The 26889-nt window shown below is 66.9% G+C and carries 25 protein-coding genes; 15 read left to right on the top strand and 10 right to left on the bottom strand.

What is annotated here, in order from left to right; translation table 11 throughout:
* Window positions 1-7: 7 nt before the first annotated feature.
* Complete coding sequence (locus EAF64_RS19785; RefSeq protein ID WP_129070709.1) at window positions 8-1411, bottom strand: LVIVD repeat-containing protein; 1404 nt, start codon at window positions 1409-1411, stop codon at window positions 8-10.
* 88 nt (window positions 1412-1499) lie between these two features.
* Between EAF64_RS19785 and EAF64_RS19780 the strand changes: the two genes are divergently transcribed.
* Window positions 1500-1916, top strand: a complete 417-nt coding sequence (locus EAF64_RS19780; protein ID WP_129070708.1) for a hypothetical protein — start codon at window positions 1500-1502, stop codon at window positions 1914-1916.
* 22 nt (window positions 1917-1938) lie between these two features.
* On the opposite strand, the gene EAF64_RS19775 is transcribed toward EAF64_RS19780, so the two are convergent.
* Entirely contained in the window at window positions 1939-2550 is a 612-nt protein-coding gene (locus EAF64_RS19775) for a TetR/AcrR family transcriptional regulator (protein WP_129070707.1), read from the bottom strand.
* Between the two features lie 194 nt (window positions 2551-2744).
* On the opposite strand from EAF64_RS19775, the gene EAF64_RS19770 reads away from it, so the two are divergent.
* From EAF64_RS19770 to EAF64_RS19755, 4 genes are read left to right on the top strand one after another with little or no spacing between them, the layout of a single operon-like run.
* Window positions 2745-4283 carry a COG1361 S-layer family protein gene (locus EAF64_RS19770; RefSeq protein WP_193767779.1) on the top strand — a complete coding sequence of 513 codons (1539 nt, stop codon included), beginning with the start codon at window positions 2745-2747 and terminating at the stop codon, window positions 4281-4283.
* A 1-nt stretch (window position 4284) separates the two neighbouring features.
* Window positions 4285-7032, top strand: a complete 2748-nt coding sequence (locus EAF64_RS19765) for an efflux RND transporter permease subunit (protein ID WP_129070705.1) — start codon at window positions 4285-4287, stop codon at window positions 7030-7032.
* A gap of 53 nt (window positions 7033-7085) precedes the next feature.
* Window positions 7086-7823: an SDR family NAD(P)-dependent oxidoreductase gene (locus EAF64_RS19760; protein ID WP_129070704.1), complete on the top strand. Its 738-nt coding sequence runs from the start codon at window positions 7086-7088 to the stop codon at window positions 7821-7823.
* Window positions 7824-7864: 41 nt separating this feature from the next.
* Window positions 7865-8515: a hypothetical protein gene (locus EAF64_RS19755; RefSeq protein WP_129070703.1), complete on the top strand. Its 651-nt coding sequence runs from the start codon at window positions 7865-7867 to the stop codon at window positions 8513-8515.
* 5 nt (window positions 8516-8520) lie between these two features.
* Here EAF64_RS19755 and EAF64_RS19750 read toward each other — a convergent pair whose 3' ends face one another.
* A complete protein-coding gene (locus EAF64_RS19750; protein WP_129070702.1) occupies window positions 8521-9468 on the bottom strand; it encodes a MinD/ParA family ATP-binding protein in 948 nt (315 codons plus the stop codon).
* Between the two features lie 162 nt (window positions 9469-9630).
* The gene (locus tag EAF64_RS19745; protein ID WP_129070701.1) at window positions 9631-10212 is read right to left on the bottom strand and encodes an LURP-one-related/scramblase family protein; all 582 of its coding nucleotides are present in this window, start codon (window positions 10210-10212) and stop codon (window positions 9631-9633) included.
* A gap of 106 nt (window positions 10213-10318) precedes the next feature.
* On the opposite strand from EAF64_RS19745, the gene uvrA reads away from it, so the two are divergent.
* From uvrA to EAF64_RS19715, 6 genes are all read left to right on the top strand, one after another.
* A complete protein-coding gene (uvrA, locus tag EAF64_RS19740) occupies window positions 10319-13303 on the top strand; it encodes an excinuclease ABC subunit UvrA (protein ID WP_129070700.1) in 2985 nt (994 codons plus the stop codon).
* Between the two features lie 121 nt (window positions 13304-13424).
* A complete protein-coding gene (locus EAF64_RS19735) occupies window positions 13425-13727 on the top strand; it encodes a histidine kinase N-terminal 7TM domain-containing protein (protein WP_193767778.1) in 303 nt (100 codons plus the stop codon).
* Window positions 13728-13781: 54 nt separating this feature from the next.
* Entirely contained in the window at window positions 13782-14834 is a 1053-nt protein-coding gene (locus EAF64_RS19730; protein WP_129070698.1) for a histidine kinase dimerization/phospho-acceptor domain-containing protein, read from the top strand.
* 142 nt (window positions 14835-14976) lie between these two features.
* Window positions 14977-16728 (top strand): sensor histidine kinase, encoded by a 1752-nt coding sequence (locus EAF64_RS19725; protein WP_129070697.1) that lies wholly within the window; start codon window positions 14977-14979, stop codon window positions 16726-16728.
* Window positions 16729-16857: 129 nt separating this feature from the next.
* Window positions 16858-18576: a sensor histidine kinase gene (locus EAF64_RS19720; RefSeq protein WP_193767777.1), complete on the top strand. Its 1719-nt coding sequence runs from the start codon at window positions 16858-16860 to the stop codon at window positions 18574-18576.
* Window positions 18577-18709: 133 nt separating this feature from the next.
* Window positions 18710-19789 carry a geranylgeranyl reductase family protein gene (locus tag EAF64_RS19715; RefSeq protein ID WP_129070695.1) on the top strand — a complete coding sequence of 360 codons (1080 nt, stop codon included), beginning with the start codon at window positions 18710-18712 and terminating at the stop codon, window positions 19787-19789.
* Window positions 19790-19795: 6 nt separating this feature from the next.
* Here the strand turns inward: EAF64_RS19715 and ygfZ are convergent, their stop codons facing one another.
* Together ygfZ and EAF64_RS19705 are read right to left on the bottom strand one after the other, a co-directional pair.
* Complete coding sequence (ygfZ, locus tag EAF64_RS19710; RefSeq protein WP_129070694.1) at window positions 19796-20884, bottom strand: CAF17-like 4Fe-4S cluster assembly/insertion protein YgfZ; 1089 nt, start codon at window positions 20882-20884, stop codon at window positions 19796-19798.
* A 43-nt stretch (window positions 20885-20927) separates the two neighbouring features.
* A complete protein-coding gene (locus EAF64_RS19705; RefSeq protein WP_129070693.1) occupies window positions 20928-21221 on the bottom strand; it encodes a DUF6432 family protein in 294 nt (97 codons plus the stop codon).
* 177 nt (window positions 21222-21398) lie between these two features.
* Between EAF64_RS19705 and EAF64_RS19700 the strand changes: the two genes are divergently transcribed.
* The gene (locus EAF64_RS19700; protein WP_129070692.1) at window positions 21399-22331 is read left to right on the top strand and encodes a DUF7093 family protein; all 933 of its coding nucleotides are present in this window, start codon (window positions 21399-21401) and stop codon (window positions 22329-22331) included.
* Window positions 22332-22357: 26 nt separating this feature from the next.
* Window positions 22358-22750 carry a DUF5611 family protein gene (locus tag EAF64_RS19695; RefSeq protein WP_129070691.1) on the top strand — a complete coding sequence of 131 codons (393 nt, stop codon included), beginning with the start codon at window positions 22358-22360 and terminating at the stop codon, window positions 22748-22750.
* 6 nt (window positions 22751-22756) lie between these two features.
* Here the strand turns inward: EAF64_RS19695 and EAF64_RS19690 are convergent, their stop codons facing one another.
* From EAF64_RS19690 to EAF64_RS19675, 4 genes are all read right to left on the bottom strand, one after another.
* On the bottom strand, window positions 22757-23611 hold the full coding sequence (locus EAF64_RS19690) for an SAM-dependent methyltransferase (protein WP_129070690.1): 855 nt from the start codon (window positions 23609-23611) through the stop codon (window positions 22757-22759).
* Between the two features lie 149 nt (window positions 23612-23760).
* On the bottom strand, window positions 23761-25065 hold the full coding sequence (locus EAF64_RS19685) for an RNB domain-containing ribonuclease (RefSeq protein ID WP_129070689.1): 1305 nt from the start codon (window positions 25063-25065) through the stop codon (window positions 23761-23763).
* 47 nt (window positions 25066-25112) lie between these two features.
* Complete coding sequence (locus EAF64_RS19680; RefSeq protein ID WP_129070688.1) at window positions 25113-25415, bottom strand: DUF7562 family protein; 303 nt, start codon at window positions 25413-25415, stop codon at window positions 25113-25115.
* A 65-nt stretch (window positions 25416-25480) separates the two neighbouring features.
* Window positions 25481-25681 (bottom strand): DUF7511 domain-containing protein, encoded by a 201-nt coding sequence (locus tag EAF64_RS19675; protein WP_129070687.1) that lies wholly within the window; start codon window positions 25679-25681, stop codon window positions 25481-25483.
* Between the two features lie 211 nt (window positions 25682-25892).
* Here EAF64_RS19675 and EAF64_RS19670 point away from each other — a divergent pair, with 211 nt between their 5' ends.
* Window positions 25893-26387, top strand: a complete 495-nt coding sequence (locus EAF64_RS19670; RefSeq protein ID WP_129070686.1) for an RNA-binding protein — start codon at window positions 25893-25895, stop codon at window positions 26385-26387.
* Between the two features lie 148 nt (window positions 26388-26535).
* The gene (locus EAF64_RS19665) at window positions 26536-26889 is read left to right on the top strand and encodes a cell division protein SepF (RefSeq protein WP_129070685.1); all 354 of its coding nucleotides are present in this window, start codon (window positions 26536-26538) and stop codon (window positions 26887-26889) included.

The following is a 26889-nucleotide window of genomic DNA, read 5'->3' as shown; positions in this document are numbered from 1 at the left end:
TCTCCCCCTACTCGCCACCGCGACCGTACCGCCACGCCCCAAGTCCGAGGCCAGCGAGCCCCGCCAGCACGCCGAAGCCGGGACCGCTCGCGCCGGTGGTGGTCGCAGTTCCGGTCCCGGACGGCGTGTCGGTCGCGCCCGCGGTCGGCTGTTCGGTCCTCTCGGTTCCGCTTCCATCCTCGGGCGTCAGGCCGGACCCGGGATCGGGGAACGTGTAGAGCCGTTCGGTGACGTCGACGCCGGGTGGCTGATCGACGCTGGGGGCGACCAGGAAGTCGCCCGCGGGACACGCGGTCCAGAAGCAGGCGTCGTCGGTGTCGCGCCAGGCGGCGACCTCGGTGGGGTCGGCCGGGTCGCTCACGTCGAAGACCTTCACGCCGCCCTGGTACCAGGAGGTGTACAGTCGGTCGCCGTCGAACGCGAAGTTGTGGGCGGTCGTCCAGACGCCGGTCCGGTAGCTGGCGTTCTCGCCGTCTGGAACGGGCGGCGGATCGATCCGGGCGAGCCGGGCCGGATTCACCGTGTCGGACACGTCGTAGAGGACGATCCCGCCGGGACCGGCACTGCCCCACGCTTCGACGCCGATGCCGAGCAGGTCGCCGCTGTCGTTCACGGCGACGTAGTGGTCGTTGCCCGGCCGGCGGAGCCCCTCGCGCTGAGCGGCTCTCCGGCCGTACTCCCGGAGGTCCTCGACGGGGCGACCGCGGACCCGGGAAACGAAGGCGGGGTTCTCGGGGTCGCTCACGTCGACGATCCACGTGCCGGCGTCCCAGTGGGCCAGGTAGGCCAGGCCGTCCTGGACGAACACGTCGTGGAGGTTCGCGAGGGAGTATCGCACGTCGGCCCACCGCTGGTCGTGGTCGGTGAGCGCCCAGCCGCCCAGCCGCTGGGGGTCGGCACCGGCCGACACCGTCGCGAGGCCGACGCTTCCGAGGGTGTTGGCGGTGAGGTAGGCCACGCCGTCGGTGAGGTCGCAGTTGTGGATCGGGTACCGCGTCTCGTGGACGCCGAGTCGCTCGGGCGCGGCGGGGTCGCGCACGTCGTAGAAGACGGCGGCCTGGACGGCGTCCCGGCGGGGGTTTGCCGGGCCGACGACGGCCAGCGTGTCGCCGTCGAGTTTCACGTCCCAGACGTTGCGCAGCGGACCGTCCTCGCGGTCGGCGAGGACGTCGCGGCGCTCGGCCAGCAGTGTCGGCGCGGTCGGGTCGGCGAGGTCGACGGTCGCGAACCCGTCGGAGACGGCGGCGTAGGCCGTGGTGCCGTCCGCACCGACGACGGCCTCGGCGAGCCCCGGGAGTTCGAGCGTCCCGAGCGGTTCGAACGGAGACGACGATTGCGGGCGAGGGCGACCGGCGGCGACCGGACTCACTCCGATTCCGGCCGTCGCCGCGAGGAACTGGCGGCGGCGCATGCCCCGAATCAGGTGGCTGCGACACCTATGGGTTGTGGTACCCAGTCGGCACGACAGGTTCAAGCCTCGTGGCGTGGTAGCACGAACCATGGTATCGGACGGATCGACGACACCGGTGGAGCTGACGGAGGACGAACGGGCCGCGTTACACCAGGTCGAGCTCGGGCTGGAGTGGCTCCACCGGGCACACGGACATCTGGTGGAGTTCCACCACAACACGGGTCACGCGATGGACCACCTCGCGGCGGCCGAACCGCTGTTGCGGGAGTGTGGCTACGACGACCTGGCCGACGCGGTGCGGGATCGGTACCTCCCCCGCGGCGTCATCGACGACGACCGGTGGTCCTACGACGTAGTGGAGAGCTTCCAGGAGGGCTTTCTCGACGAGATAGAGGGCTTCGAGCGGGAGGCTCGCGAGGTCGTCGCGGACGGACAGCGCCACGCGGCCGAGCGGGCACAGGAGCGAACCTGGAAGGAACGGGGCGGCCGGGAGCGGCCGGAGTGACCGGCTGAGAGCGGTCGGCGGCTCAGTCGTCGGCGAGGAGCCGGGACTGGATGTACGCGTCCAGTTCCGCGCGGATCTCTTCGAGTTCAGGGTCGGTGCTGGTCGTCGACTGGAACATCGCGCCCTGCACGATCGAGTGGATCATCGTCGCGACCTGTTCGGCGTCCACCTCGCGGAAGATCCCCTGTTCGATGCCCTCTTCGATGATGTTCTGGATGCGCTGTTTGAAGTAGCGGTCGTTCTTCGTGAACTGCTCGCGGAAGGCGTCGTCGTGGGCGGACTGGGCGCGCAGTTCCGTCATGGCCCGGTTGAACTCCGACTGTTCGCCGCCGAGAAAGGTCGAGAAGACGTGGTCGAAGCCGATCCGAATCCGGTCGTCCGCGTCGTCCGCCTCTTCGAGCGGGATCGTCCCCTCCATCCGTTCGAGCATGAACGCCAGGAAGTCGACCAGCAGCGCGTCTTTGCTGTCGTAGTGGTGATACAGCAGGGACTTGCTCTTGTCGAACTCGTCGCCGATGCGCTGGATCGTCAGATCCGCGTAGCCGTGTTTCGAGAGTGCATCGTACGTGGCCTTCATGATGGCCTCGCGCGTGTCGTCGGGCTCCGGCTCGAACAGGTCCGTCCGGTTCGGCATTGTTGACTGAATATTCAGTCACCGATTAATAGCCTTTCGACTCTCCCCATCGAGCAACGAACCTGGTACCGAATGGAAAGATACTTGTGTTGAATGAACGTTCAATCAAGTACGCGAACTGACTGAACGTTCAATCAAGCATGAGAGGATCACAACTTGCGGTTCTTGGAGTCGTGGCACTGTTTCTGGTACCGATGCCGGCGTTGGGTGGGTTCGTCGTGTCGGGTAATCCGGAGTTGTCGGCGTCCATCGGGGACAACACCGTCGTCTCCGGCGAAGACACGACGCTGAACCTGCAGATCAACAACCAGGGCGAGGTCGACTACGGCTCAGCCAGTGGGCTGGAGTCGCAGGTCACCAAGGCTCGCGGGCTGACGGTCGATCTACAGTCCGGGAAGGCACCGGTGAGCATCGAGACCGACCGACAGACCGTCGGGCAGTTGCCCGGCGAGGCCTCGGCAGAAGTGCCGTTCGACATCGCCGTCGCCGAGGACGCCGAGCCGGGGACGTACACCCTGACGGTGGAGGTCGACTACGAGTACTACTCGAAGATCACCCAGTCCGACACCGGCCTGCGGAGCTACAACGAGAGGACGGAGACCGACACGTTCGAGGTCACCCTCCGCATCGAGGACAGCGCCCGGTTCGAGATCGTCGACACCGAGTCCGACGTGCAGGTCGGCTCGAGCGGGACGGTCGGCGTGACCATGGAGAACACCGGGACGGAGACGGCCAGCGACACCAGCATCGAACTCGAATCGCTGAACGGCGACCTCACCTTCGGCCAGTCGAGTTCGGCGACCCGCTACGCCGGCGAGTGGGCACCCGGCGAGCGGAAGACCATCGAGTACCAGGTCCGCGCCTCGGCCGACGCCGAACAGCAGCGCTACGCCTTCCGCGCGACCGCCAGTTACGACGACAGCGACGGCGTGGCTCAGCAGTCCGACGGGCTGTCGATGGGGGTCGTCCCCCTGCCCGAGACGAACTTCGAGTTGACGAACGTCGCGTCCTCGCTCCGCGTCGGTGAGGACGGCACCCTTTCGGGGACGATCCGCAACGACGGCGACCTGACCGCCGACGACGTGGTCGTCCGGCTCACCAGCCAGCTACAGAACCTCAACCCCACTGACCGGGAGTACTCCGTCGGGACGCTCGAACCCGGCGAGTCGGCCGACTTCGACCTCGACATCGAGGTCAACGACGCCGCCACCAGCGGCCCCAAGCAGTTCGTCTTCGTCGCCGAGTACCGCGACGGCGACGGTGACGCGCGCACCAGCGACGACCTGCCCACCCGCGTGGACGTGGCCCCCGGCTCCGACGCCTTCGCCGTCAGCATCGTCAACGGATCGGTCGAGAACGGCGGGTCGACGACCATCGGCGTCGAGGTCACCAACACGGCCAACGAGACGCTGTCGGCCATCTCGGCGAAGATGTTCGCGGACAGCCCGATCAGCGTCTCCGACTCCGAGGCGTACGTCGACGAACTCGCCCCGGGTGAGTCGACGACGATCAGCTTCAGCGTCGGGGCCAGCGGCGCACTGCCCAAGCAGTACCCGCTGTCGATCGACTTCGAGTACGACGACGCGGACGACGACACGCTGCTCTCTGACCGGTACCGCGTCCCCATCGACGTGAGCGAACGGAGCGGCGGTGGCGGCGGCTTCCCGCTGACGCTCGTCGGGGTCGGCGTCGTCGTCGTCGTCGCTATCGGCGGCTACATGCGCTTCCGCTAACATGGATCACCAGCGCGTCATCGACCGGATCGACGAGACCATCGTCGAACGGCCCGGCCGGATCATCCTCGCGTTCCTCGTCGTGACCGCCCTGTTCACGATGGGGCTGGGGAGCGTCGGGACCTCCGCCGGGACCTCGCAGTTCACCACCGGCCTCCCGGCCGAGGAGGCGTTCACCCAGGTCAACGAGAAGTTCTCTCCCACGTTCGCCGCCGACACCGGAAGTACGTCGCTCATCCAGTACAACCGGAACGTCCTCGACAGGGAGTCACTGCTGAACATGCTTCGCGCCCAGGAGCGACTCCAGGAGCGGGACTCCCTGCGCGTGGCCTCGACGGCGAGTGCGGCCCGCATCGTCGCCACACAGCTCGATCCGTCGGCGACCACGCTCGAGGCACAGATCGACGCCGTCGAGGACGCGACCGCCGGCGAGATCGACCGGGCGGTCGCGCGGGCGGCCGACCGGAGCTCGCGGTTCTCGGGGCTCCTGAGCAACGACTTCAACCGCAAGTCAGCGACCGCGACGGCGACCATCGGGTCGGTGAGCCACGAGGTTCCCGCGGGGCTGTCCTCGGGGTCGGGCCAGGGTGGGACCAGCCCGCTGACGCCGATCCAGGAGCAGTCGATCTTCGTCGTGTCGAGCGTCGAGGGGTCGATCCAGGTGTTCGGTTCGGGCGTGCTGGCCAGCGAGTTCTCGAACGTCATCCTGGACTCGCTTCTGATCGTCGTGCCGGCCGCGGTGCTCTTCATCACGTTCTTCCTGGTCATCGCGTACCGGGACCTGCTGGACCTGCTGCTGGGCGTCGTCGCCCTGGTGATGGGGATCATCTGGACGTTCGGGTTCATGGGCCTGGCCGGAATCCCGTTCAGTCAGATGCTGATCGCCGTCCCACCGCTGTTACTGGCGGTCGGGATCGACTTCGGCATCCACGCCATCAATCGCTACCGCGAGGAACGGGAACTGGACTACTCCATCGAGGAGTCGATGCGGGTCACGACCGACCAGTTGATCGTGGCCTTCTTCATCGTCACCGGGACGACGGTCATCGGCTTCGCCGCCAACCTCGTCAGCGACCTCGGGCCGATCCGTGACTTCGGGGTCGTCGCGAGCGTCGGGATCGTCTTCACCTTCCTGATCTTCGGGATCTTCCTCCCGGCGGCGAAGGTGTGGCTCGACCGCAGGCGCGACCGGATTCCGATTCCCACCTTCAGTCAGACCCCCATGGGATCGGAGGGGTCGGCTCTCAGTGGCGTCCTTCGACTGGGCGTCGTCGTCGCCAACCGCGCGCCCGCCATCTTCCTGATCCTCATCCTGCTCGGGACCGCCGGCGCGGGCTACTACGCCACCGGCGTCAACACCTCCTTCGCCCAGGAGGACTTCCTCCCGCCGGAGGACAACCCCGACTGGGTGATGGAGTTACCCGAGCCGTTCCGCCCCCACGAGTACACCGTCACGGAGACGACGAACTTCCTCGAGGACAGGTTCGACTCCACCCAGTCGGACTCGGTGACGATGTACGTCGAAGGGCGGTTGGAGAAGCCCACGGCCCTGGAGAGTATCCACAGAGCCGGTGACGATCCGCCGGATACCGTGCTCACCGACGGCGGCCGTCACGCGGATTCGACGAGCATCGTCACGGTGATTCAAGACCGCGCCGAGCGCAACGAGTCGTTCGCGCAGCTGGTCGACCGCAACGACCGGAACGACGACGGGATTCCGGACCAGAACCTCGGCGACGTGTACGACGCCCTGCTGTCCTCGCCGGCCCGCGGGCAGGCGCTCGACTACATGACCGAGGACCGCCGGGCCACCCGCGTCGTCTACACGGTCGAGTCGGGCGCGGAACAGGGCGAGATCACCGCCGACGCCCGCGAGATGGCAGACGGCTTCCGGTTCCACGCCGTCGCGACCGGTCAGACGGTCGTCTTCCAGGCGGTCTCGGACGTGATCTTCATGTCCGCCGTCGAGAGCCTGGGGCTGGCCCTGCTCGGGGCGACCCTATTCCTGTTGCTCGTCTACTACGTCCTCGAAGGACGGGCGACGCTGGGCATCGCGAACGTCATCCCGATCGTCACGACAGTGTCGCTGGTCGCGGCGACGATGCGCTTCGCCGACATCCCGTTCAACGCCATCACGGCGACGATGCTGGCGATCACCATCGGGCTCGGGATCGACTACTCCGTCCACGTGACCCACCGGTTCGCCGACGAGCGCCGGGAACACGACCTGGTGACGGCCCTGGACCGGACGGTCCGTGGGACCGGCGGTGCGTTACTCGGCAGTATGCTCACCACGGCCTTCGGCATCGGCGTGCTCGCGCTGGCGCTGTTCCCCGCCATCGGTCAGTTCGGCATCCTGACCGCGATCAGCATCGTCTACTCGTTCCTGACCTCGATCTTCGTCCTCCCGGCGGCGCTGGTGCTGTGGGACCGCTTCGTCGGCTACGACGACAGTCCGGCGGCGACCACGGGCGGAGGCGGGCCGTCGCCGGATCTCGGCCCCGAACCGGCCACCGGGACGCCCAACCCCGACGTGGCTGGGTCCACCGAGGACCCGTCAGTGACCGAATCCCTGCTGGGAATCGGCTCGACGCCGGAGCCCGACACCGCGACGAACGGCGGCGCGACGGCCAGTGGGAACGGTGACGCGGCCACCGCCGACGGCGACGCGGACGCGACGGGCGAGGACGACACCGGGGAGGAAACGACGGAGCCGACTGCCGACGCGGACTCGACCGCCGAGGACTGACCGGCGGCGTTCGCGGGCGGGCCGATTAAGCGCTCGGCGGCGCTATCGGGGGTATGCTCACACCCGATCTCTCTGGACGGACGGCGCTGGTGACCGGGAGCGCGAAAGGCGTCGGACGGGAACTGTTGCTCGCCATCGCGGCCTGCGGGGCCGACGTGGCGGTTCACTACCGGACGAGCGACGCGGCCGCCGTCGAGGTGGCCGAGACCGCGCGCGAGGCGGGCGTCGACGCGACGGCGGTGCAGGCCGACGTGACCGATCCCGACGAGGTGGACGCGCTCTTCGGGACGGTCGAGGAGCGTCTCGGGACGGTGGACGTGCTGGTGAACAACGTGGGTGCGTTCGCGCCGGTCCACTGGGCGGAGATGGACTTTTCGACGTGGAACACGGTGCTAGAGACGAATCTGAACGGGACCTACCTCTGCTCGAAGCGGGCGCTACCGGGGATGCGGGCGGCTGGGGACGGCCGGATCGTCAATATCGGGTACGCCAGCGCCGAACGGGCGCTGGTCAGCCCGAAGAACTTCCCCTACTTCGTGGCGAAGACGGGCGTGTTGATGTTCACGCGGATGCTGGCGGGAGACACCGCCGACGACGGCATCACGGTCAACGCGGTCTCGCCGTACGTCGTCGAGAACTCCGACGAGTTCCCCGACGACCTCCCGCGGGATCGACCCGCCGCCTTCGCGGACCTGCTCCAGCCCACGCTCTTTTTCCTCGCGCCGGACAGCGACTATCTCAGCGGCGCGAACGTCGAGGTGTCGGGTGGCTGGGTGCCGGAACGGGTCTGACGGCGGAACGCTTTTTTCCGATTACGTGAATGTGAGACAATGTGACGGTCAAAGAACCGAGGACTACGGAGGAGGAGCGGGTCGCCGTGCCGGTTGGGGAGGCCGGCGTCGACCGGGAGGAGCTACCGCTGGACGTGCGGGTCGAGTTCTGGCTCGAAACGTTCCCCTGGTTTCCGGCGTTCAGCGCTGGTCTCGGGGCGTTCGTACTCGGCTACCTCGGGTTGTTCGCGGTGGTACTGGCGGGGTCACTGACGCTACCCGCAGGGAATCTACCGGTCCGGGTCGGGTTCCTGTTCTACAACGCGCACAACGTCGCCGTGACCGGTGTGACGACGGCACTTCCCAGTAGCATCCCGTTGACGATGAACTACCTGCCGATGGTCGAGCACACACTGCTGTACCGGTTCTACCCGGCGATCGTGCTCACGATCACGAGCGCGCTGTTTACTTTCTTCCGCGTGCCCGTCCGGCGGAGTACGGGGGCCGCACTCGCGACCGGTGTGGCCGTGGGGACGGGCTACGTCCTGCTGGCACTGGCCGGCACCTTCGCGTTCTCCCTGCACGTCGACAACGTCCTCTACCAGCCCTCCCGTGCGGGCACGGCGCTGTACCTCCTCTGTTACGGCCTGCTGTGTGGCGTCGGTGGAAGTCTGTGCGGGCAGGCGGTCATCGGCGCAGTCCACAGCAAATAGGAGCGTTACCGGCCGATCGCGTCGACGAACCGCCCGAGCCGCCCCTCGCGTTTCTCGCCCTCGGTGTCGCCGGTCGACTCCTCCGGTGAGACCGCTTCGTCACCGCTGTCGGCGGCCGCCGTCTCGGCGGGCACGTCGCCCTCGCTGGACGGCGCCGCCGGAGCACTCACCTCGACGCTCGTCGTCGGTTTCTCGGGCGTCGGTTCGAGCGTGCTGGTGATCCGGGGGGTCTGTCCGGGTTCGATGTCCAGCACCGCCGCGGGGTCGGTCGCCACGTCGTGGCCGATGAGCAACCGGACGACCAGCGTGCGGTAGGGCATCAGCGGGTCGGCGTCGGGCACGTCGAGGTCCGGGATCGTCGCGAGGTGGTGGGTATCGACGATGTCGACGATCTCCTCGTCGGTCAGCCCCTGGCAGGTCCGGGAGACGACGACACCGGCGACGGAACAGTCGAGGCCGCGGACGAACTCCGCGGTCTTTTTGGCGTCCAGCACCGCGGCGCGGTCCGGCGTCGTCATCACGATTGTCTCGTCGGCCGCCTCGATGGGGATGGCGCTCTCCCGGGAGACGCCGCTGGCGGTATCCAGGACGATGGCGTCGTAGCGACCGGCCAGGACGTCGACGACGTCCGTGATCCCGCTCGGATCGGCGGCCGCGAAGGCGTCGAGTTCGCTGGCACCGGGCAGCACGTCGAGTCTGCCGGCCGCGTCGAGCGCGTCGGCCGACTCGCCGACGATGGCGTCTTCGAGGTCGGCGTTCCCGCCGAGGACGTCGTGGAGCGTCGGGTCGTGGTCGATGCCGATGATGCCCTGGAGATTCGACATCGCCAGGTCGGCGTCCACGAGGACGACCTCCCGACCCGTCGCCCGCAACGTCGCCGCGAGGTTCGCCGCCGTGGTCGTCTTGCCGACACCGCCCTTCCCGCCGGCAACTGCATAGACTGTCGCTGGCATTGTTGATGAGAACGAGACCGACCACAATAAATCGGGGCTACCGTTCGCGCACGGAAAGGCATGCTACAGGCAGTGAGAACGTGTTTTCATCGATGATACTTCCGGGGAGCGGGCTGCTGACAGCCGATCCCGATTTCCACGAGCGATAACGGGAGATCTACATCAGTTCCCCTGGATCGCGTCGATCACCATCGCGGCGGCGACGATGGGCTCTTTGGGGACCTCGCTCGCGTCGTCGACGGTGATCTCGTAGCGGTCCCGCAACGAGATCTGTCCCGCGATGGTCCCGACGTGGGCTCCGGTCGCGTCGGTGATCTCGTACTCGTGGGGAATCAGCCAGCCGAGGGGGAGGAGGTTTCGCGCGAGGGTGACCACGGCACCCCGGGAGTCGATGCGGGCGAGTTCGCGTCCGTCGTCGGCGTCCCGAATCGTCCAGGTGTCCCGAAAGATCGAGAAATCGTTGTCCAGCACGACGAGATCCTCGTCCGTCCGGGAGTCACGCAGGACGTAGTTTCCGGCCACGTCGAGCATGCCGGTGGCCTCGACCTCGAAGACGTCTTCGCCCTGGTCGTCGACGAACGGGAACAACTCCTTGAGTTTGAACAGTTTCTGTTTGCCCCGGAGGACGACTCCGCCGTCCGAATCCATCGCCTCGTACTTGTTCCGGATCAGGCTCTGTTCGACGGTGTAGCTGTCGTCGCTGAGCTCCAGCCCCTCGATGTCGTACTCGCGTGAGATCGCCATATCCCGCCGTCAGGTCGTGTCTGCATGAGCTTTTCCGACGAGTGACACGGGAACTACTGACGGGAACCGACAGGGTTTCACTGGACCGGTCCTTGACTGCGCACAGATGACCAGAGAGCACATCGAGGTCCGCGGGGCCGAGGAACACAACCTCAAGGACGTCGACGTGACGATCCCGCGGGAGGAGTTGACGGTCGTGACGGGGCTGTCGGGGTCGGGAAAGTCCTCGCTGGCGTTCGAGACGATCTACGCAGAGGGCCAGCGGCGCTACATCGAGTCACTCAGCGCCTACGCCCGCAACTTCCTGGGTCAGATGGACAAACCCCAGGTCGAGAACGTCGAGGGCCTCTCGCCCGCCATCTCCATCGATCAGAAAAACGCCGCCAACAACCCGCGCTCGACGGTCGGGACCGTCACCGAACTCCACGACTATCTGCGCCTCCTCTACGCCCGCGTCGGTACGCCCCACTGCCCGGAGTGTGGCCGTGAAGTCGGCGAGCAGAGCGCCCAGAACATGGTCTCCCGGATTCTCGACCTGCCGGAGGGGACCCGCGCGAAGATCGCCGCGCCCGTCGTCCGCGACCAGAAGGGTGCCTTCGAGGACCTGTTCGACGACCTCGTCTCCGAGGGGTACGCCCGCGTCGAGGTCGACGGCGAGAGCTTCGACCTGACGATGGATCGCCCGGACCTCGACGAGAACTACGACCACACCGTCGACGTGGTGGTCGACCGCGTGAAAGTCAGCGACGAGGCCCGCTCGCGGATCACCGACTCCGTCGAGACCGCCCTCGAGGAGGGCGAGGGCGTCCTCAAGGTGATCCTGCCGGATCCGCCGGCGGACGCCGAACTCGGCGGCGCGAGTGCACGCTCGACGGGCGATCTGGCAGATGGCGACGCGGACGACGCCAGCGCCGAGGACCGCCTCGTCGTCGAGTTCTCCGAAGACCTGGCCTGCACGCACTGTGGCATCGACATCTCCGAGATCGAGACGCGTAGCTTCTCGTTCAACTCCCCCCACGGCGCGTGTCCGGAGTGTGAGGGGATCGGCTCGACCAAGGAGGTCAGCGAGGACCTGGTGATCCAGGACCCTTCGAAGCCACTCAAGCACGTCTTCGAGCCCTGGAGCTACAACCGGACCTACTACTCCCGACAGCTGGACAACGTGGCCGAACACTTCGACGTCTCGCTGGACACGCCGTTCGAGGACCTCGACGAGTCGATCCAGCGGCAGTTCCTCTACGGGACCGACGGCCTCGTGCACTTCGAGTGGACGACCAAGAACGGCACCCGCGAGAAGACCGAGCGGTTCGAGGGCGTCATCAACAACCTGGAGCGGCGCCACGTCGAGACCGACAGCGACCGCGCCCGCGAACACATCGAGGAGTACATGGCCGTCACCACCTGCCCGGCCTGTGAGGGAACCCGGCTGAAGGCCGAGTCCCGCGCCGTCCTCGTGGCCGACACGAGCATCACCGCGGTCAACCGCATGTCCATCGGCGACGCCCTCGATCACTTCGAGGGGATGGAAGACGGGCTGGACGAGCGAGACACGAAGATCGCAGAAGAGATCCTCAAGGAGATCCGCGCCCGCCTCGGGTTCATGTGCGAGGTCGGCCTGGAGTACCTGACGCTGGACCGGGAAGCCTCCACCCTGTCCGGCGGTGAGAGCCAGCGCATCCGGCTGGCCACACAGATCGGGTCCGGGCTGGTCGGCGTGCTGTACGTGCTCGACGAGCCATCCATCGGGCTCCACCAGCGGGACAACGACCGCCTGCTGAACACGCTCGAAGAGTTGCGGGACCTCGGGAACACCCTGCTCGTGGTCGAACACGACACGGAGACGATGCGGCGGGCCGACCGGATCATCGACATGGGTCCGGGCCCTGGCAAGCAGGGCGGCGAGGTCGTCGTCAACGGCTCCGTCGAGGAGGTCAAGGACTGCGCGGACTCGATCACCGGCGACTACCTCGACGGCGACCGGTTCATCGACGTGCCCGCGGAGCGGCGCGAGCCCGACGGGACGGTTACGATCCGGGGGGCGCGCCAGCACAACCTCGACGACGTGGACGTCGACCTGCCCGTCGGCTGTTTCACGGCCATCGCGGGCGTCTCCGGGTCGGGCAAGTCCACGCTGATGCACGACGTACTCTACAAGGGACTGGCCCGCGAGATGAACGACAACACGTCCGTCGACCCCGGCGAGCACGACGACATCGACGGACTGGATCAGATCGAGACCGTCCGGCTGATCGACCAGTCGCCCATCGGACGGACGCCGCGCTCGAACCCGGCGACGTACACCAACGTCTTCGACCACATCCGGGAGCTGTTCGCCGACACGAAACTCGCGAAACAGCGCGGCTACGAGAAGGGGCGGTTCTCCTTCAACGTCAAGGGCGGCCGGTGTGAGGAGTGTGGCGGGCAGGGCACCGTCAAGATCGACATGAACTTCCTCTCCGACGTGCAGGTGCCCTGCGAGGAGTGTGGTGGGGCCCGCTACAACGACGAGACGCTGGACGTGACCTACAAGGGCGAGACCATCGCGGACGTCCTGTCGATGAGCGTCGCCGAGGCCTACGACTTCTTCGAGAGCCACCCGCAGATCCGCCGGCGGCTGAAACTGCTGAAGGACGTGGGGCTGGGATACATGCGACTCGGTCAACCCTCGACGACGCTCTCGGGCGGGGAGGCCCAGCGGGTGAAACTCGCGGAGGAACTCGGGAAGAAAGACAGCGGCGAGACGCTGTACCTGCTGGACGAGCCGACCACGGGGCTCCATCCCGAGGACGAGCGGCGGCTGATCGACGTGCTCCACCGGTTGACCGACGACGGCAACACCGTGGTCGTGATCGAGCACGAACTCGACCTGGTGAAAAACGCCGATCACATCGTCGACCTCGGGCCCGAGGGCGGCGAGAACGGCGGCGAAGTCGTCGCCACCGGCACGCCCGAACAGGTCGCCCGCACCGAAGCGTCCCACACCGGGCGGTACCTGCGCGACCTGTTGCCTGCGGTCGAACTGGAAGGGCCACGGAGCGACCGAGAACCGGCGGTCACCGAGGGCGACGCGGAAGCGACCGGAGACGATTAGTCCGGCCCAGTCGGGCTCCTGCCCCGGGTTTCGGGCTCCGAAACGGGGAGAGATCCCTTACAGTCGGGACCGACACTGCGACCGAACGGACCCAGTGTGGCCCGCGTACGTGGGGATTCCAGTGGCGACCATCGCCATCAACGCGGCCGTGAGCTACTGGGTTTACACGCGACACAGGGGGACCCGTGGTAGGAGGTGGTTCGTCGCGACGCTGGTTCTCGGCATCCTCTGGATGGGCTTTCACCTGGCGCACCTCCTGTCGGCCGACCGGACGGTCGAGTGGATCGGGTCGATCGTGTCCGGCAAGGTGGGCATTCTGTCGGTACTAACGTACGTGGTATTCGCGTCCCGGTACTCGCGGGCGGACTTTCACCGGCGGCTGGAGGTCCGGGTGCTGATGGGCGTCGCCGTGGGCATCGTCTAGCTCCCGACGTTCTCCGAGCCCATCAGAGGCATCGTCTGCCGGGAGGTAGAGTACGTGTCCGGGACGCTGAGATACGTCGCCGTCGAACCCGGCACCCTCTACGCCGGGCCGGCGATCCTCCTCGTCGTCCTCACGGGGTACGCGCGGGTCGCGCTGACGCGGTACCCGTTGTCGACGCCGTGCCGGAGCGGACTGCAACTGGTGTTGCTCATCCTCGGATCGCTGTCGGTCGCGAGTGCCATCGCACTCGGTGACCTGGCACCGGCCGAGGGGATGAACCACGCCAGCTACGGGGCCGTGCCGTTCAGCGTCCTCGTCGCCTTCGCGCTGTTCAGGTTCCGGCTGTTCGAGATGAAACCCGTGGCTCGGAGCGCCGTCGTCCAGGACCTCCGAGGTCCGGTGCTGGTGCTCGACGACGACAGCAGTCTCGCAGACTACAGCGCCGCGGCGACCCGCGTGTGGCGGGAGACCGAGCACGGCGTCGGCCGGCCGCTGGCCGAGGCCAGTGGCGAACTCGCCGATAGACTCACGCTGCCTCCGACCGACGAGGGATCGGCCGAGCGAACCTCGCTACAGTCCGACGACGGGGTTCGACACTACTCGGTGAGTGTCTCGGGAGCCTCGCGTCGTCGCGATGGCGGCATCGCCTGGCACTCGATTCTGTTGCGGGACATCGCGGGACTCGAACAGTCCCGCTGGCAACTGGAAAAGCAGAACGACCGGCTCGATCAGGTCGCCTCGACCATCTCCCACGACCTCCGGAACCCGATCAGTGTCGTGGACGGGAACGTCGAACTTGCGGCGGTGCGACTCGACGAGGCAGACGTAGCCGACGAACTCCGGGAGGCAGTTCTGGAGCAGTTACAGAGCGTCGAGGTCGCCACCGAGCGGATGCGGGCCATCGTCGACGACGTCCTCACCATCGCCCGAGAGGGCACGACCGTCGAGGAGACCGAAGCCGTCAGCCTCGAGGACACCGCCAGGGACGCCTGGGCCACAGTCGATACGAAGCAGGCGACGCTGAGGACGGACGATGGCCGAGTCCCACGGCTGGACCGTCGAACACGACGCCGAGTACGACGGCGGGACCCGGTTCGTCTTCGGTAACGTCGATACGGGTCTCGGTCCGGTCACGGACGAAGAGAGTGTGCTGGTGACGTAACAGTGCCCGCAGACGGGGCGATCCACCGTTTTTCAGCGATGAGAACTGGGGCAATACTTGAAGCGCCTCAGTCCCGAATACCGAGCCATGGCGGAGAGTCGGATCGGGCTCTGGGCGGTCTACGTCGGCATCCACGTCGTGACGGTCCTCACGCAGACGTTCATCGCCTACTGGGTGTACACGCGACAGTGGGACCGCGACGGTGCCCGGTGGTTCATCGGGATGCTCGGGACCGGGCTGCTGTTCGCGCTCTTTTTCGTCCCGTTTCTCCTGCCGATCGGCGAGGGACTCAGACGTATCAGCTACACGCTTTCGGCGTTCGGGGCGATCCTGACCGTCGGTGCGTTCGTGGCCTTCGTCTCCACGTACACCGGGAACGACCTCCACCGGAACAGAGCGGTCCAGGGGCTGTTCGGCGCGGCCATCGTCGTGTTCCTGCTCCTCGCGCCGACGAACGGGACCCACCAGCTCCTGTTTGCCGACTTCACACCCGTCGCGGAGCCGTTCCCACACCTCGCGGTCGAGCGCGGTCCGGTGTTCGCGGCGATCATCGTCCTGATCCAGGTGCCGGCGGGGTACGGCATCTACCGGATGGCGACGCACCTGCTCGCCACACGCCGGGAGTCCGGGACGCAACTGACGATGTTCATCGTCGGTGCACTGTCGATCATGGCACTGGACGCCCTCAGTCAGTACACGTCCGTGTTTCCCCTCCGATTCAGTCACGCGTCGTACGGGTTGCTTCCCTTCTACCTGCTGACGGCCGTCTCGCTGTTTCGCTTCGGCCTGCTCGACGTGAAACCGGTGGCGCGCAACACCGTCATCGAGGATCTCAGGGACCCCGTGCTGGTCGTCGACGGTCGCCAGCGCGTCGTCGACGTCAACGAGGCCGCCACGCACGTCTGGCCCGGAATCGTCGACGACGTGCCCGCCGCCTTCGATCGGGTCTGCCCGGCGCTGTCGGACGCCATCGCCATGCCGCCGGACGAGGACACGAGACGACAGCTCTCCTTGCCCTACGACGGGCAGGACCGGCACTACTCGGTCACCGTCTCGGCGGTGTCGAAAGGCGGCGAGGAAGGGACCGGCTGGTACTCGATCCTCCTGCGTGACATCACGGAACTCGAACAGTCCCGCTGGCAACTCCAGAAGCAGAACGAACGGCTCGATCAGGTCGCTTCGACGATCTCCCACGACCTCCGCAATCCGATCAACGTGACGACCGGGCGTCTGGAACTGATGGAGACTCGTATCGACGACCTCGACGTCGACGCCACGGCACGCGAGCAACTCAGGGACGACGTCGAGAGCGTCGAGGACGCAACCGGGCGGATGCAGGACATCATCGACGATATCCTCACCATCGCCCGCGAAGGCAAGACCGTCGAGGAGACCGAACCCGTCGGCCTCGGAGACACCGCCAGGGACGCCTGGGCGAACGTCGACACGAAGGCGGCCACACTGACCGTCGTCGACGATCGCACGCTGCAGGCCGACCGGAGCAAACTCCTCACCATCTTCGAGAACGTCTTCCGCAACGCGATCGATCACGGACCCGCCGACGTGGCTGTCGACGTGGGCCCCACGTCAGACGGGTTCTACGTCGCCGACGACGGCCCCGGCATCCCCGACGAACACGCGGACAGCGTCTTCGACTACGGCTACACGACCAGTGAAGGTGGCACGGGGCTGGGGCTCTCTATCGTGCGGACGATGGCCGAGTCCCACGGCTGGACCGTCGAGCACGACACCGGCTACGACGGCGGAAGCCGCCTCGTCTTCGGCGGCCTCGACGGCGAGCGCTGGGGCGAACCGACGATGGCGGAGCCGAGGGGGTGACGCCCGAGCCGGATCGTGGGCCGCGTTATCACGTGCTGATATCGATCGGGGTTTGATGTGGCGGATCACCGACGTACAGACATTGTGGGATCGTCGGTGGTGTGGCTCGCGTATCTCGTTTGGCCGATAGTGACGCTTGTCACGGGCTCGTCGCTGCTCTACTGGATCTACTCGAATCGCTGGGAGCGTCGGGGCGCCAAGTGGTTCGTCGGCGTCCTCGGTGTCGGTGGGCTGTGGATGGCCAGTACCTTCCTGCACCTCCTGCTTCGCGACGCTCATCTCCAGCGGTTCGTGGCCATCGTGGAGGCGCTGTTGCTGTTCGCGTCGTTCGCGATGTACATCGTCTTCGTCTCGGTCTACACCGGCCGGGAGTTCCACGAACGACGGAGCGTTCAGGCCGCACTGGTCGGCGTGATGGGGAGTATGCTCGTCCTGGCACCGCTGAACTTCCTCGACGTCACGAACCTGCTGTGGACCGATCTCGTCGTCGTGACCGACCCCTTCCCGTACGTCGTCATCGAGCACGGGATCGGTCTAGTGGTCATCCTCACCGTCTTGCTGGGGCTGATCGGCTACAGCTGGTTCGTCCTGACGAACTATCTGCTGGCGACGGGTACCGGATCGGGGACGCAGGTGCTGTTGATCCTGCTCGGCGGACTGTCCATCGGGGTCGCAGAACTGCTGGGGCAGGCCGGTCTCCTTCCGGCCGACGGGCTACACCACGCGACGTTCGGCGCGCTCCCGTACGTCGTCTTCTCGACGTTCGGACTGTTCCGGTTCGACCTGCTCGACGTGTTACCCGTCGCGCGCAACGCCGTCGTCGAACATCTCACCGATCCGGTGCTCGTCCTGGACGACGATCGGCGACTCGTCGACTACAACGCCGCGGCGCTGAACACGTGGCCGGCCCTCCCCGAGAAGAAGGGGGCACCCTTCGCCGCGGCGTTCCCGTCGCTCGCCGACCGGATCGACCTGCCGATGGACGGTGGCAGGGCGACGGCCGATCGCATCACGCTCGCGCGTGACGGGACCGAACACCACTACTCGGTCACGACGACGCCGATCACCCGCGGTCGGTCCGGTGCAGTCGGCTGGTACGCTATCCTGTTTCGGGACGTGACGGATCTCGAACAGTCACGCTGGCAGCTCCAGAAGCAGAACGAACGCCTCGATCAGGTCGCGACCACCATCTCCCACGACCTCCGCAACCCGATCACGGTCGCCAGCGGGCAGACGGAGGCGCTCGCGCTGGAACTCGACGAGTGGGACGTGACGCCCGAACACCGTGATCGTGCCGAGGGGCGGATCACCTCGACGCAGGACTCGCTGGACCGGATGGAAGACATCGTCGAGGACATCCTCACCCTCGCCCGCGAGGGCAAGACCGTCGAGGAAACCGGATCCGTCGGCCTCGAAGACACCGCCAGGGACGCCTGGGCGAACGTCGACACCGACGGCGCGACGCTGACCGTGGCCGACGACCGCACGCTGCAGGCCGAGCGAAGCAAACTCCTCACCATCTTCGAGAACGTCTTCCGCAACGCCGTGGAACACGGACCGGACGACGTGGCCGTCGAGGTCGGGGCCACTGCCGACGGCTTCTACGTCGCCGACGACGGCCCCGGCATCCCAGACGAACACGCGGACGACATCTTCGAGTACGGCTACACGACCAGCGGCGACGGCACGGGGCTGGGGCTCTCCATCGTCCGGACGATGGCCGAGTCCCACGGCTGGACCGTCAGGCTGGATCGCGAGTACGACGAGGGCACCCGCTTCGTCTTCGGCAACGTCGACACAGTCGTCACCGACGGGGGTTGGCGAACAGGCGACCGCGGCCGGTCGTGACACGGGTGGTCGCGCGACGGCAGACCGTGCCACGGCGAGGGTCAGGACACGGACGGGGCTGGTTCCGTTCCGCGATATAAATTCTCGGACGCGACCGAGAAGGTATATGGGCGTCGGCGGGCATCGAACAAACATGTACGACTTCGTGGTGGTGGGAGCCGGACCGGCGGGCTCGCGGTTCGCGCGCCGGGCCGCCGCGAACGGGGCCGACGTCCTCGTCTTCGAACAGGGGCGGATCGGCGAGCCCCTGGCCTGTTCGGGCCACGTCAGCACGGATGTCTGGGAGTTCACCCCGCCGGGCGCCCGTGAGGAACTCCTCCAGAACGAGGTGTACGGCGCGCGCTTTCACACGGGTGGTCCCGACAGCGAGAGCTACCCCTTCTACAAGGACGAGGTGATCTCGAACGTCATCGACCGGGTCGGGCTGGACCGGACACTGGCGGAAGCCGCCCGGGACGCCGGCGCCGACGTCCGGGAGGAACACACGGTCGTCGACGTGACCGAGGGCCGGGACACCGTGCAGGTTCGGGCGCGCGGGCCGGACAGCACCGACACCTACGTGGCCCGCATGGTCGCCGGCGCGGACGGGCCGAAGTCCCGCGTCCGCTCGGAGCTGGACCTCCCCGACCCCGAGGAGTTGCTCCACGGCGTCCTCGGGTTCACCGACGAACCCGACCACGACGACTTCGTCGACGTCCACCTCACGGTGCCCGACTTCTTCGCGTGGCGCATCCCTCGCGGCGAGGCCGGCGTCGAGTACGGGCTGGCCGTGCCACCGGGCGACGACGTGCGGGCGCGATTCGAGGAGTTCACCGACGCGTACGGCGTCGAGACCGACCGACGATGTTCGGGGCTCATCCCGATCGGTCCGCCGCCCAGAGTGACGGGCCGGCGGAGTTTCCTGCTGGGCGACGCGGCCGCACAGACCAAGCCGTTCACCGGTGGCGGCATCCTCTACGGCATGACGGCCGCCGACCACGCCGCCCGGGAGATCGACCCCGCAGATCCGGGGACGCTGGGCGACTACGAGGACGCCTGGCGGGCGGCCCTGCGGACCGAGATCCGGCTCGGGAAACTGGTTCGAGCCGGCTACTCGGTCCCGGCGCCGATCCAGCGCGCCGGCATGCGGGCGCTCTCGGGCGAGATCGCCGTCCACATGGATCGGCCGACGACGCTGTTCTCCCGTGAGCAACTGCGCAAGCTGTTCGGGTAGGGCGGCTCAGGTTTCGGGGTAGGTCGGGAGTCGAGCGGACTCGTCGGAGCCCTCGACGAAGGGCAGGTCGACGACGGTGGCGGCCCGTTCCTCGCCGTCGATTCTGACCGTGAGGTCGCCCGCGGTGTCGTAGTCGACCAGCGCCAGCGCGATGGGTTCCTCGCAGGTCGGACTGTCGACGGCCCGGGTAACTTCGCCGGCCGTGCTGTCGCCGGCGAAGACCGCCGCGCCGGTCTCGGGGACGGCCTCGGCGGTGAGGCCGACGAGGCGACGACTGGGCTGGCCGCGGTTCTCGACACGGGAGACCACTTCCTGGCCGACGTAACAGCCTTTCTCGAAGTCCAGTGCGTTGCGGACCCCGACGACGTTTGGGATCTCGCCCTCGAGTTCGGTGTCGAAAAGCGGCGTACCGGCCTCGAGCGTGAGCGACTCCCAGGTGCGGTAGCCGAAGGGGGCGGCGTTCATCCCGCGATTTTCGAGGGTGTCGAAGACGTCTTCGGCGGCGTCGGCGGTACAGACGACGGTGTAGCCTTCCTCGCCAGCCAGCCCGTCGTCGCGGATCACGGTGACGCCGGTGTCGGCCATCGACCCGCGGACGAACCCGAGGGGGTCGTCGGGCGAGGCCGCGCCGTTGAGGACGCTGGCGATCTTCTCGGTGGCCTTGGGGCCGTGGACGCCGAAGGTGGCGAAGTCGTCGGTGGCGACGTCGATCGCCACGTCCTGGATGAAGGTCTTCTCGGCCCAGTCCTCGGCGACGGGCTCGGCGCGGGCCGGCGGCGTGAACACGAGCAGGCGCTCGCCGGCGTTGTAGACGTACATGTCGGTCGTAATCGATCCCTGCGGGTCGAGCAGGAGGGTGTAGACGCCCCGTCCGTCGGTCGGCGGGACGCGGTTGGAGACGGCGTTGTCGACGAACTCGACGCGGTCGTCGCCGGTGACGGTAACGACGCCGTAGCCGAACTCACAGACGCCGACGACGCGGCGGACGGCCGCGTGAGTTCGCTCGGGGCGGCCGTAGTGATCGACGACGCGGCGACCTCCCTGCTCGCGGAAGGTCGCACCGTGGGCCTCGTGGACGGCCTCGAGAACAGTCATCGTGTGGTGATGGACGCTCGGCGGCGTTAAATTGCCGGATTCGTCAGCGCCCGAGCCAGGAGCGAATCCGATCGAGCAGGGAAGGCTCCTCGTCGGGGTCGTACTGTCCGATAGCGTGGTCCTCCGGGAGGATGACGGTGCGGTCGTCCTCGTCTCTGGCTTCGATGAGTCCGTCGGACTTGAGGTCCGCCAGGGCCGTCTCCAGTTCGTCGATGTCCGCGTCCACCCGAGACCGGAGTTCGAACACCGTCATCCCGTCGTCGCGGCGGTCCGCGAGAGCGTCGAGCACCGCGACCTGCGTCTCGTCACGGTCGCGATACTCCCGCTTGGCTCTCATACGAAACCGTTCGGCCGGGTGGGTCTTAAGACTTCGAGACGCCGTGGGACCCAGCGCAGACGTGCCGGCGACCCGTCACACGCGGCCCGACCACCGGGGCGGGGATTCGCAAGCAGTGACAGGTGTCAGACACCCAAGCAGTAGGCTTAAGATTGGCGGGCGACCAGTATCGTGTCAATGGCTATCAAGTGTTCGCTACTCGGGCACAAGTTCAGCGGGACGGAGGTCGAGGAGGAACGTGAGGAACAGGGTAGCGAAGTCGTCATTACGATCGAAGAGGTCGAAATCTGTGACCGGTGTGGCAAACGGCGGGTCGTCTCGGAGAACAAGGAGGTGACCTCGCTGGCGACCTCGGGTGAGACCGACGCCGGCGCCGAGTCCGGATCGCCACCGGAAGCGACACCCGAACCGGCGCCGGACGAGCCCGGAACGGCCGAGACCGGGAGCGGGCCGGCGCCCGGTCCGGACATGAGCGCGGCCGAAGACGACGCGGAACTCCTCGACGCCGGCGGTGACGGTGCCGACACGGCGACGGGGGACGACGGGTCCGATCCGGCGACGGAGCCGGAGTCGGAGCCGGAACCGGACATCGCTACCGCGGGCGAGACCGAGGTCGACGACGAGCCGACCGCCGGGGACGACGGCGCAGTCATCCTCGACGACGAGGAACCCGAGCGCGAGCCCGGGGAGTGGCCCGAAGAGGACGCGTCCGCGGACGAACCCGACCCGGAGACGATCGAACGGGCTGCCACGGAGGCGGTCGGGGACAGCGAGGAACCGGCCGCCGAGGACGCGGAGACCGAGGAGTGGCCCGACGAGTACGGCTACGAGGAGGAGTCCGCGAAGGCGCCGGAGGTCGACTGGCCCGAGGAGGACGAGGGTGACGGCGAGGAGTGGGAGCCGGGCGAGAGCCTGACCCAGCGGATCGACAGCGACGTGGAGCCGGCGGGGGCCGCGACGGTCACGGTTCCGGAGGGCGAGTTCTACTGTCCGGAGTGTGAGTTCACGACGCTCGTCGAGGAGTCGTCGCTGCGGGCCGGCGACTTCTGCCCGTCCTGTCAGCGGGGGAGCCTCGTTCATCGGGCGGAGGACGCGACGCGAAAAGAGTAAACCGAACCCTGTCCAAACCTTCCTCCATGCGGGAGTACAAGATGCGTCGGGGCGAGCACCTCGAAGAGCGAGTACCGGACATGAAGGCCAAGATCGAGGACTTCTTCGGTGAGGTATCGGGGACCGAGGAGTACAAGGGCAGCGACCTGTACGTCGTCGAAGATCCGGATAATCCGGTCTTCGACCGTATCACCGCTGGCACCGTCGAGTACGACGGCAAGAAAGACAAGCTGGGCGTCGACTTCGTGGAGCGGCCCGCCGAGGACGTCATCGCAGAGGGGAAAGCCGACGCCGCGGCCGACGCGGTCGACGCGAAAAACGACTTCCTCGAGGAGTGTACGGGTCGCGACGCCAAGAGCCGCCGCGATTCGATGAAACGCTCCGTCGAAGACGACGCCGAAACCCCCGATAACGTCTGATCGGTTCTACCGTTTTGCCGAGACGATACCGTACTGCCAGAGCCCGTCCGTGAGCGTCTCGTGCTGGTAGCGGGCGGCACGCCGGTTGTCCGCCTGAGTCTCGTTGCGCAGGCCGACCGCGCTCGCGACGCGGCCGAACGGCTGGAGGAGTCGGCTGGCCCAGTAGAGTCGCCGCGAGGACGGCAGTACCTGCTCTGTCTCGTCGACGGTCTCGACGGCCTCGAAACCGGCTTCGGAAAGCGCCGCACCGAAGCCGGCGAGCGTCGCCAGGTTCGGTACCGCCCAGCCGTCGAGCCACACGTTCATCGACTCGCGCTCGCCGGGCGTCATCGCATCGACCGCGCGGAACCCGTCGGCGACGATCAGGCGTCCGTCCGGCCGGAGGACCCGCGCGGCCTCCGCGACGAATTCGGCTTTGTCCTCGGCGTGGCAGATCGCCTCGATACCCCAGACCACGTCGACCGAGTCGTCGGCCAGCGGCAGGTCGGTGAAGTCCCCGCGCGTGAACGTGGCGCGGTCCTCGACACCCTCCTCGGCGGCCAGTTTGCGAGCCTCTCGGAGCTGTAGCGGGACGATGTCGACGCCCGTGACCGTCGCGCCCCGTTCGGTCGCCAGCCAGACGCTGCTCCCGCCGACGCCACAGCCACAGTCGAGGACGTGATCGTCCGGGCCGATTCCCGCCCGCTCGGCCAGTTCCCGGTTCATGTTCTCGATAGCCTCGGCGTGTGACTGGTCGCGCCCGTCGTGGTATCCCGCGTGGAGGCCGTGGCTGTCCTCCAGCGCCCAGAGCAACTTGTAGTCGAAGTGACTCTCCGTGTAGTACTCCTCGATCCGCGAAACCCCCATGCTACTCGTCCCCATGACGACTGTCCACTCACGGCCGCGCGTAATTAATTTTCGTCTACGGGAGACTACAATTTAGTTATCTGACCACTGGATAGTGTCTCCCGGCAGTGGATGGCCCGTTCTCGCGCGGTCGCAGTCGCGCTGGATACCAGCGGTCGGCCGGATCAGTCGTCCTCGTCGACGACTTCGACGCCGCGGTTGTTGACCGCCGCGGGGTCGAGTCCGACCTCTTCGAGGAACTGGCGGTACTCGCGTTCGCACTGTTCGGCGTCTTTCTGTTTGTCGGAGGCGTGCGAACAGAGATCCCCGAGGTCGGCGACCACCTCGTCGGTGTAGACGATCCAGTGGTTCACCAGGTCCGAGAGCCGGCGAATGGGGCTGGTGAAGTGGCCGTAGATCTCGAAATTCAGCGCGTGGTGGCCGCCGAAGGGGTCGCTCATGTACTTCGCGCGGGGCATGACCTTCATCACCGCGCGCTGGATCTGGTTGAGTTGGCGTTCGGGAGCCTCTTCGAGGGTCTCGTTGACGGCCTTGCGGGGGTCCTCGTGGCTTGCCGACACCGAGACGCCGTTCAGGTCCTGGATCTCCTGCAGTGCCTCGTTCCACTGGTCGGGAGTGGGCTGTGGGTGGACCCGGTACATCGCTTCGAGACCGCGATCCCACTGGAGCGTGTGTGTGACTGCCTTGTTGGCCTTCAGCATACACTCCTCGATGATGGTGTGGGCGCGGTCCCGGCGGGGGTTGAGGACGAGCGAGCCGTCCTCCTTGCGCTGTTCGTGGAGTCGGTCGGCCAGGTCCCACACCTGCTCGCACTTCGTGGCGAGGTCGACGTCGGGGTCTTCCAGCAGGTCGTCGGCACTCGACGGGTCGTCGAGCAGGGACTCTGCCTGCGCATAGGTGAGGCGAGCGTCGCTGCGGATGACGGACTTGTAGATGTCGATGGTCTCGTAGGAGAGGGTGTCGGGGTCCAGATGCATCTCGACGGTGTGGGCCAGGCGGTCCTCGTGGGGGACCAGCGAACAGACGGTCTCGGCCAGGACCGGCGGGAGCATGTGGATCGTGTAGGCGGGCAGGTAGACGGTGTTGGCCCGCTTGAGCGCTTCCGACCACATCTCGGTCTCGGGGTTGACGTAGTGGGTCACGTCGGCGATGTGGACCCACAGGACGATCTCGTCGTCTTCGACCTCGATGGAGATGGCGTCGTCGAAGTCCTGGGCGTCGACGGGGTCGGTCGTCCAGGTGGTCATCTCCCGGAGGTCCTGCCTGTCGTCGAGTTCGGCCTCGACCTCGCTTTGCACGTCGTCGGTCAGTTCCTCGGCCTCCTGGCGGACGGCGGGTGGGAAGTCGTCGCGGATGTCGAACTTCTCGAACAGCTCCTCGCGCTTGTTGGCGAGGTGGCGGGCCAGCTCCTCGTCGATCTCGACGGGGCCCTGGCCGGCCGCTGTCCCGGCCTCTGCTTGGTCGCTCATGGGGCCTGGTAGGGGGACCCGGTAGTTAGGCGTGTCGACGCCCGTCGCTAGGACTCCCGGCCTTCCGGAGAATCACCGCGGTCGGCCAGCAGGTCGTAGAAGGTCGCGATGAACTCGTCCCGGTCGCAGGTGCCGGCGCGGCTCTCGACGAGCAGCGACTCCAGTCCGTCGCGTGGCTGGTGACAGAGATCGCGATAACAGTGTTTACAGAGGAACTCGAACTCCTTGTCCTCGCGGTTCCAGCGGTCGCCGTGTTTGTCGTACTCGCGTGCGTCACTCCGGGCGACCGAGTCACCGCAGGCGATGCAGGTGACCTGCGCGCCGTCCCGGTTTCGCCGGGAACCCCACATGCACCACCGTTCGGCCGGTGAGTACTTAGCCCTTTTCGAGTGGGAAAAGTCGCCGCGACGAACGCTCACCGCAGCTCAGCGAGCGACACGGCGTGGTCCCGGTCCGCCGTGAGCCAGGCCGTGTAGAGACTGTCCTCGTCGGCGGTCGAGAAGATCGTCACTTCCGTGGGCTCGTCCCAGTCGTCGTACATACACTCCAACTCGAACTCCGGTAGTCGGTCGAACTGGCCCTCGTCGGTTTGTGCGGCTCTATCGACGACACTCATTCCTGGCTCACCTCGGTGACACAGTTTCTGGTCGGCGCTCCGTCCACCACGACGCTCCGTGCTCGCCCGACGTAACCCGATTGCGACCAGCGTGCCATCCAATTTTACCTACCCGCAAGACAAATAAAAGGCTTTGCTACCCAATATCATGCATGATAACCGTGGCGGGGAGAGCGGGCGATTTATGCGGCGAGCGGGCGACGTGGGGTGTATGCAGGTGAAATCACGGCACCACCTCCGTGCCGACGCGGTGGACGAGTTGGAGTCGGCACTGGAGGCGAAACTCGGCGTCACCATGGACGCCGACACCCACGAGATGGTCGAGCTGGAGGGGACCGACTACGACCTCGTGCTGGTCGACGGCGAACCCGCGGTCGTCTACATCGAAGACGAGCGCGGCGAGCAAGAGCCGTTCCTGACCGTCCGCGGCGCGAACGAGTACCCGCCCGAACGCAACGTCGTCACGGTCGACGCCGGCGCGATCTCGTTCGTCAGCGACGGTGCCGACGTGATGCGCCCGGGGATCACCGAGGCCGATTCCAGCATCGAGGCGGGCGATCTGGTCGCCATCGCCGAGGAGAACCACGGGAAGGTCCTGGCCGTCGGCCGGGCCCGCACCGATGGCGACGACATGGTCGGCGACGAAGGCAAAGTCGTCGACAGCATCCACCACGTCGGCGACGACCTCTACGAATTCTCAGTCTGAGTGGCGGTCGAGCCCCGTCCCGTCTGACGAGTGACCGACGACCGGAACCGACGTTTTGCCGGTCTAACGGCCCAGACGGCCGGAAATGCTAGTTCGCGTACGTATGTCTGACGAAAACCCTATACTTTTGGGAGCCACTTTCGAGGGTATGGGCTTCATGAACAAACTCCTGGGTGAGTCGGGGGCGACGCGTCGCACCGACGATTACGTCGAACTCGACGGCGTCCAGGCACCCGAGGCACAGGCGGACTACCAGCTCCACATCGCCAAGATCAGCGAGAAGCAAGACGTCATCGACATCAAGGACGCGGTGTACGCCGGCGACATCGTCATCGCGGACATCACGCGGCACACGACCCAGGACCGCACGATGGAGCAGATCACCGACGAACTCCAGCAGGTCGCCCGCGGCGTCGGTGGCGACATCGTCCAGAAAGACGAGGATCAGATCATCATCACGCCCCGCGGCGTCAAGATCAGCCGCGAGAAACTCGGCCGCTGA

Origin of the sequence: Halorientalis pallida (assembly GCF_004118325.1) — an archaeon.
GTDB classification, from domain to species: Archaea; Halobacteriota; Halobacteria; order Halobacteriales; family Haloarculaceae; genus Halorientalis; species Halorientalis pallida.
Note: the sequence above shows the minus strand (reverse complement) of the source record. Positions and strands in the feature narration are given on the sequence as shown.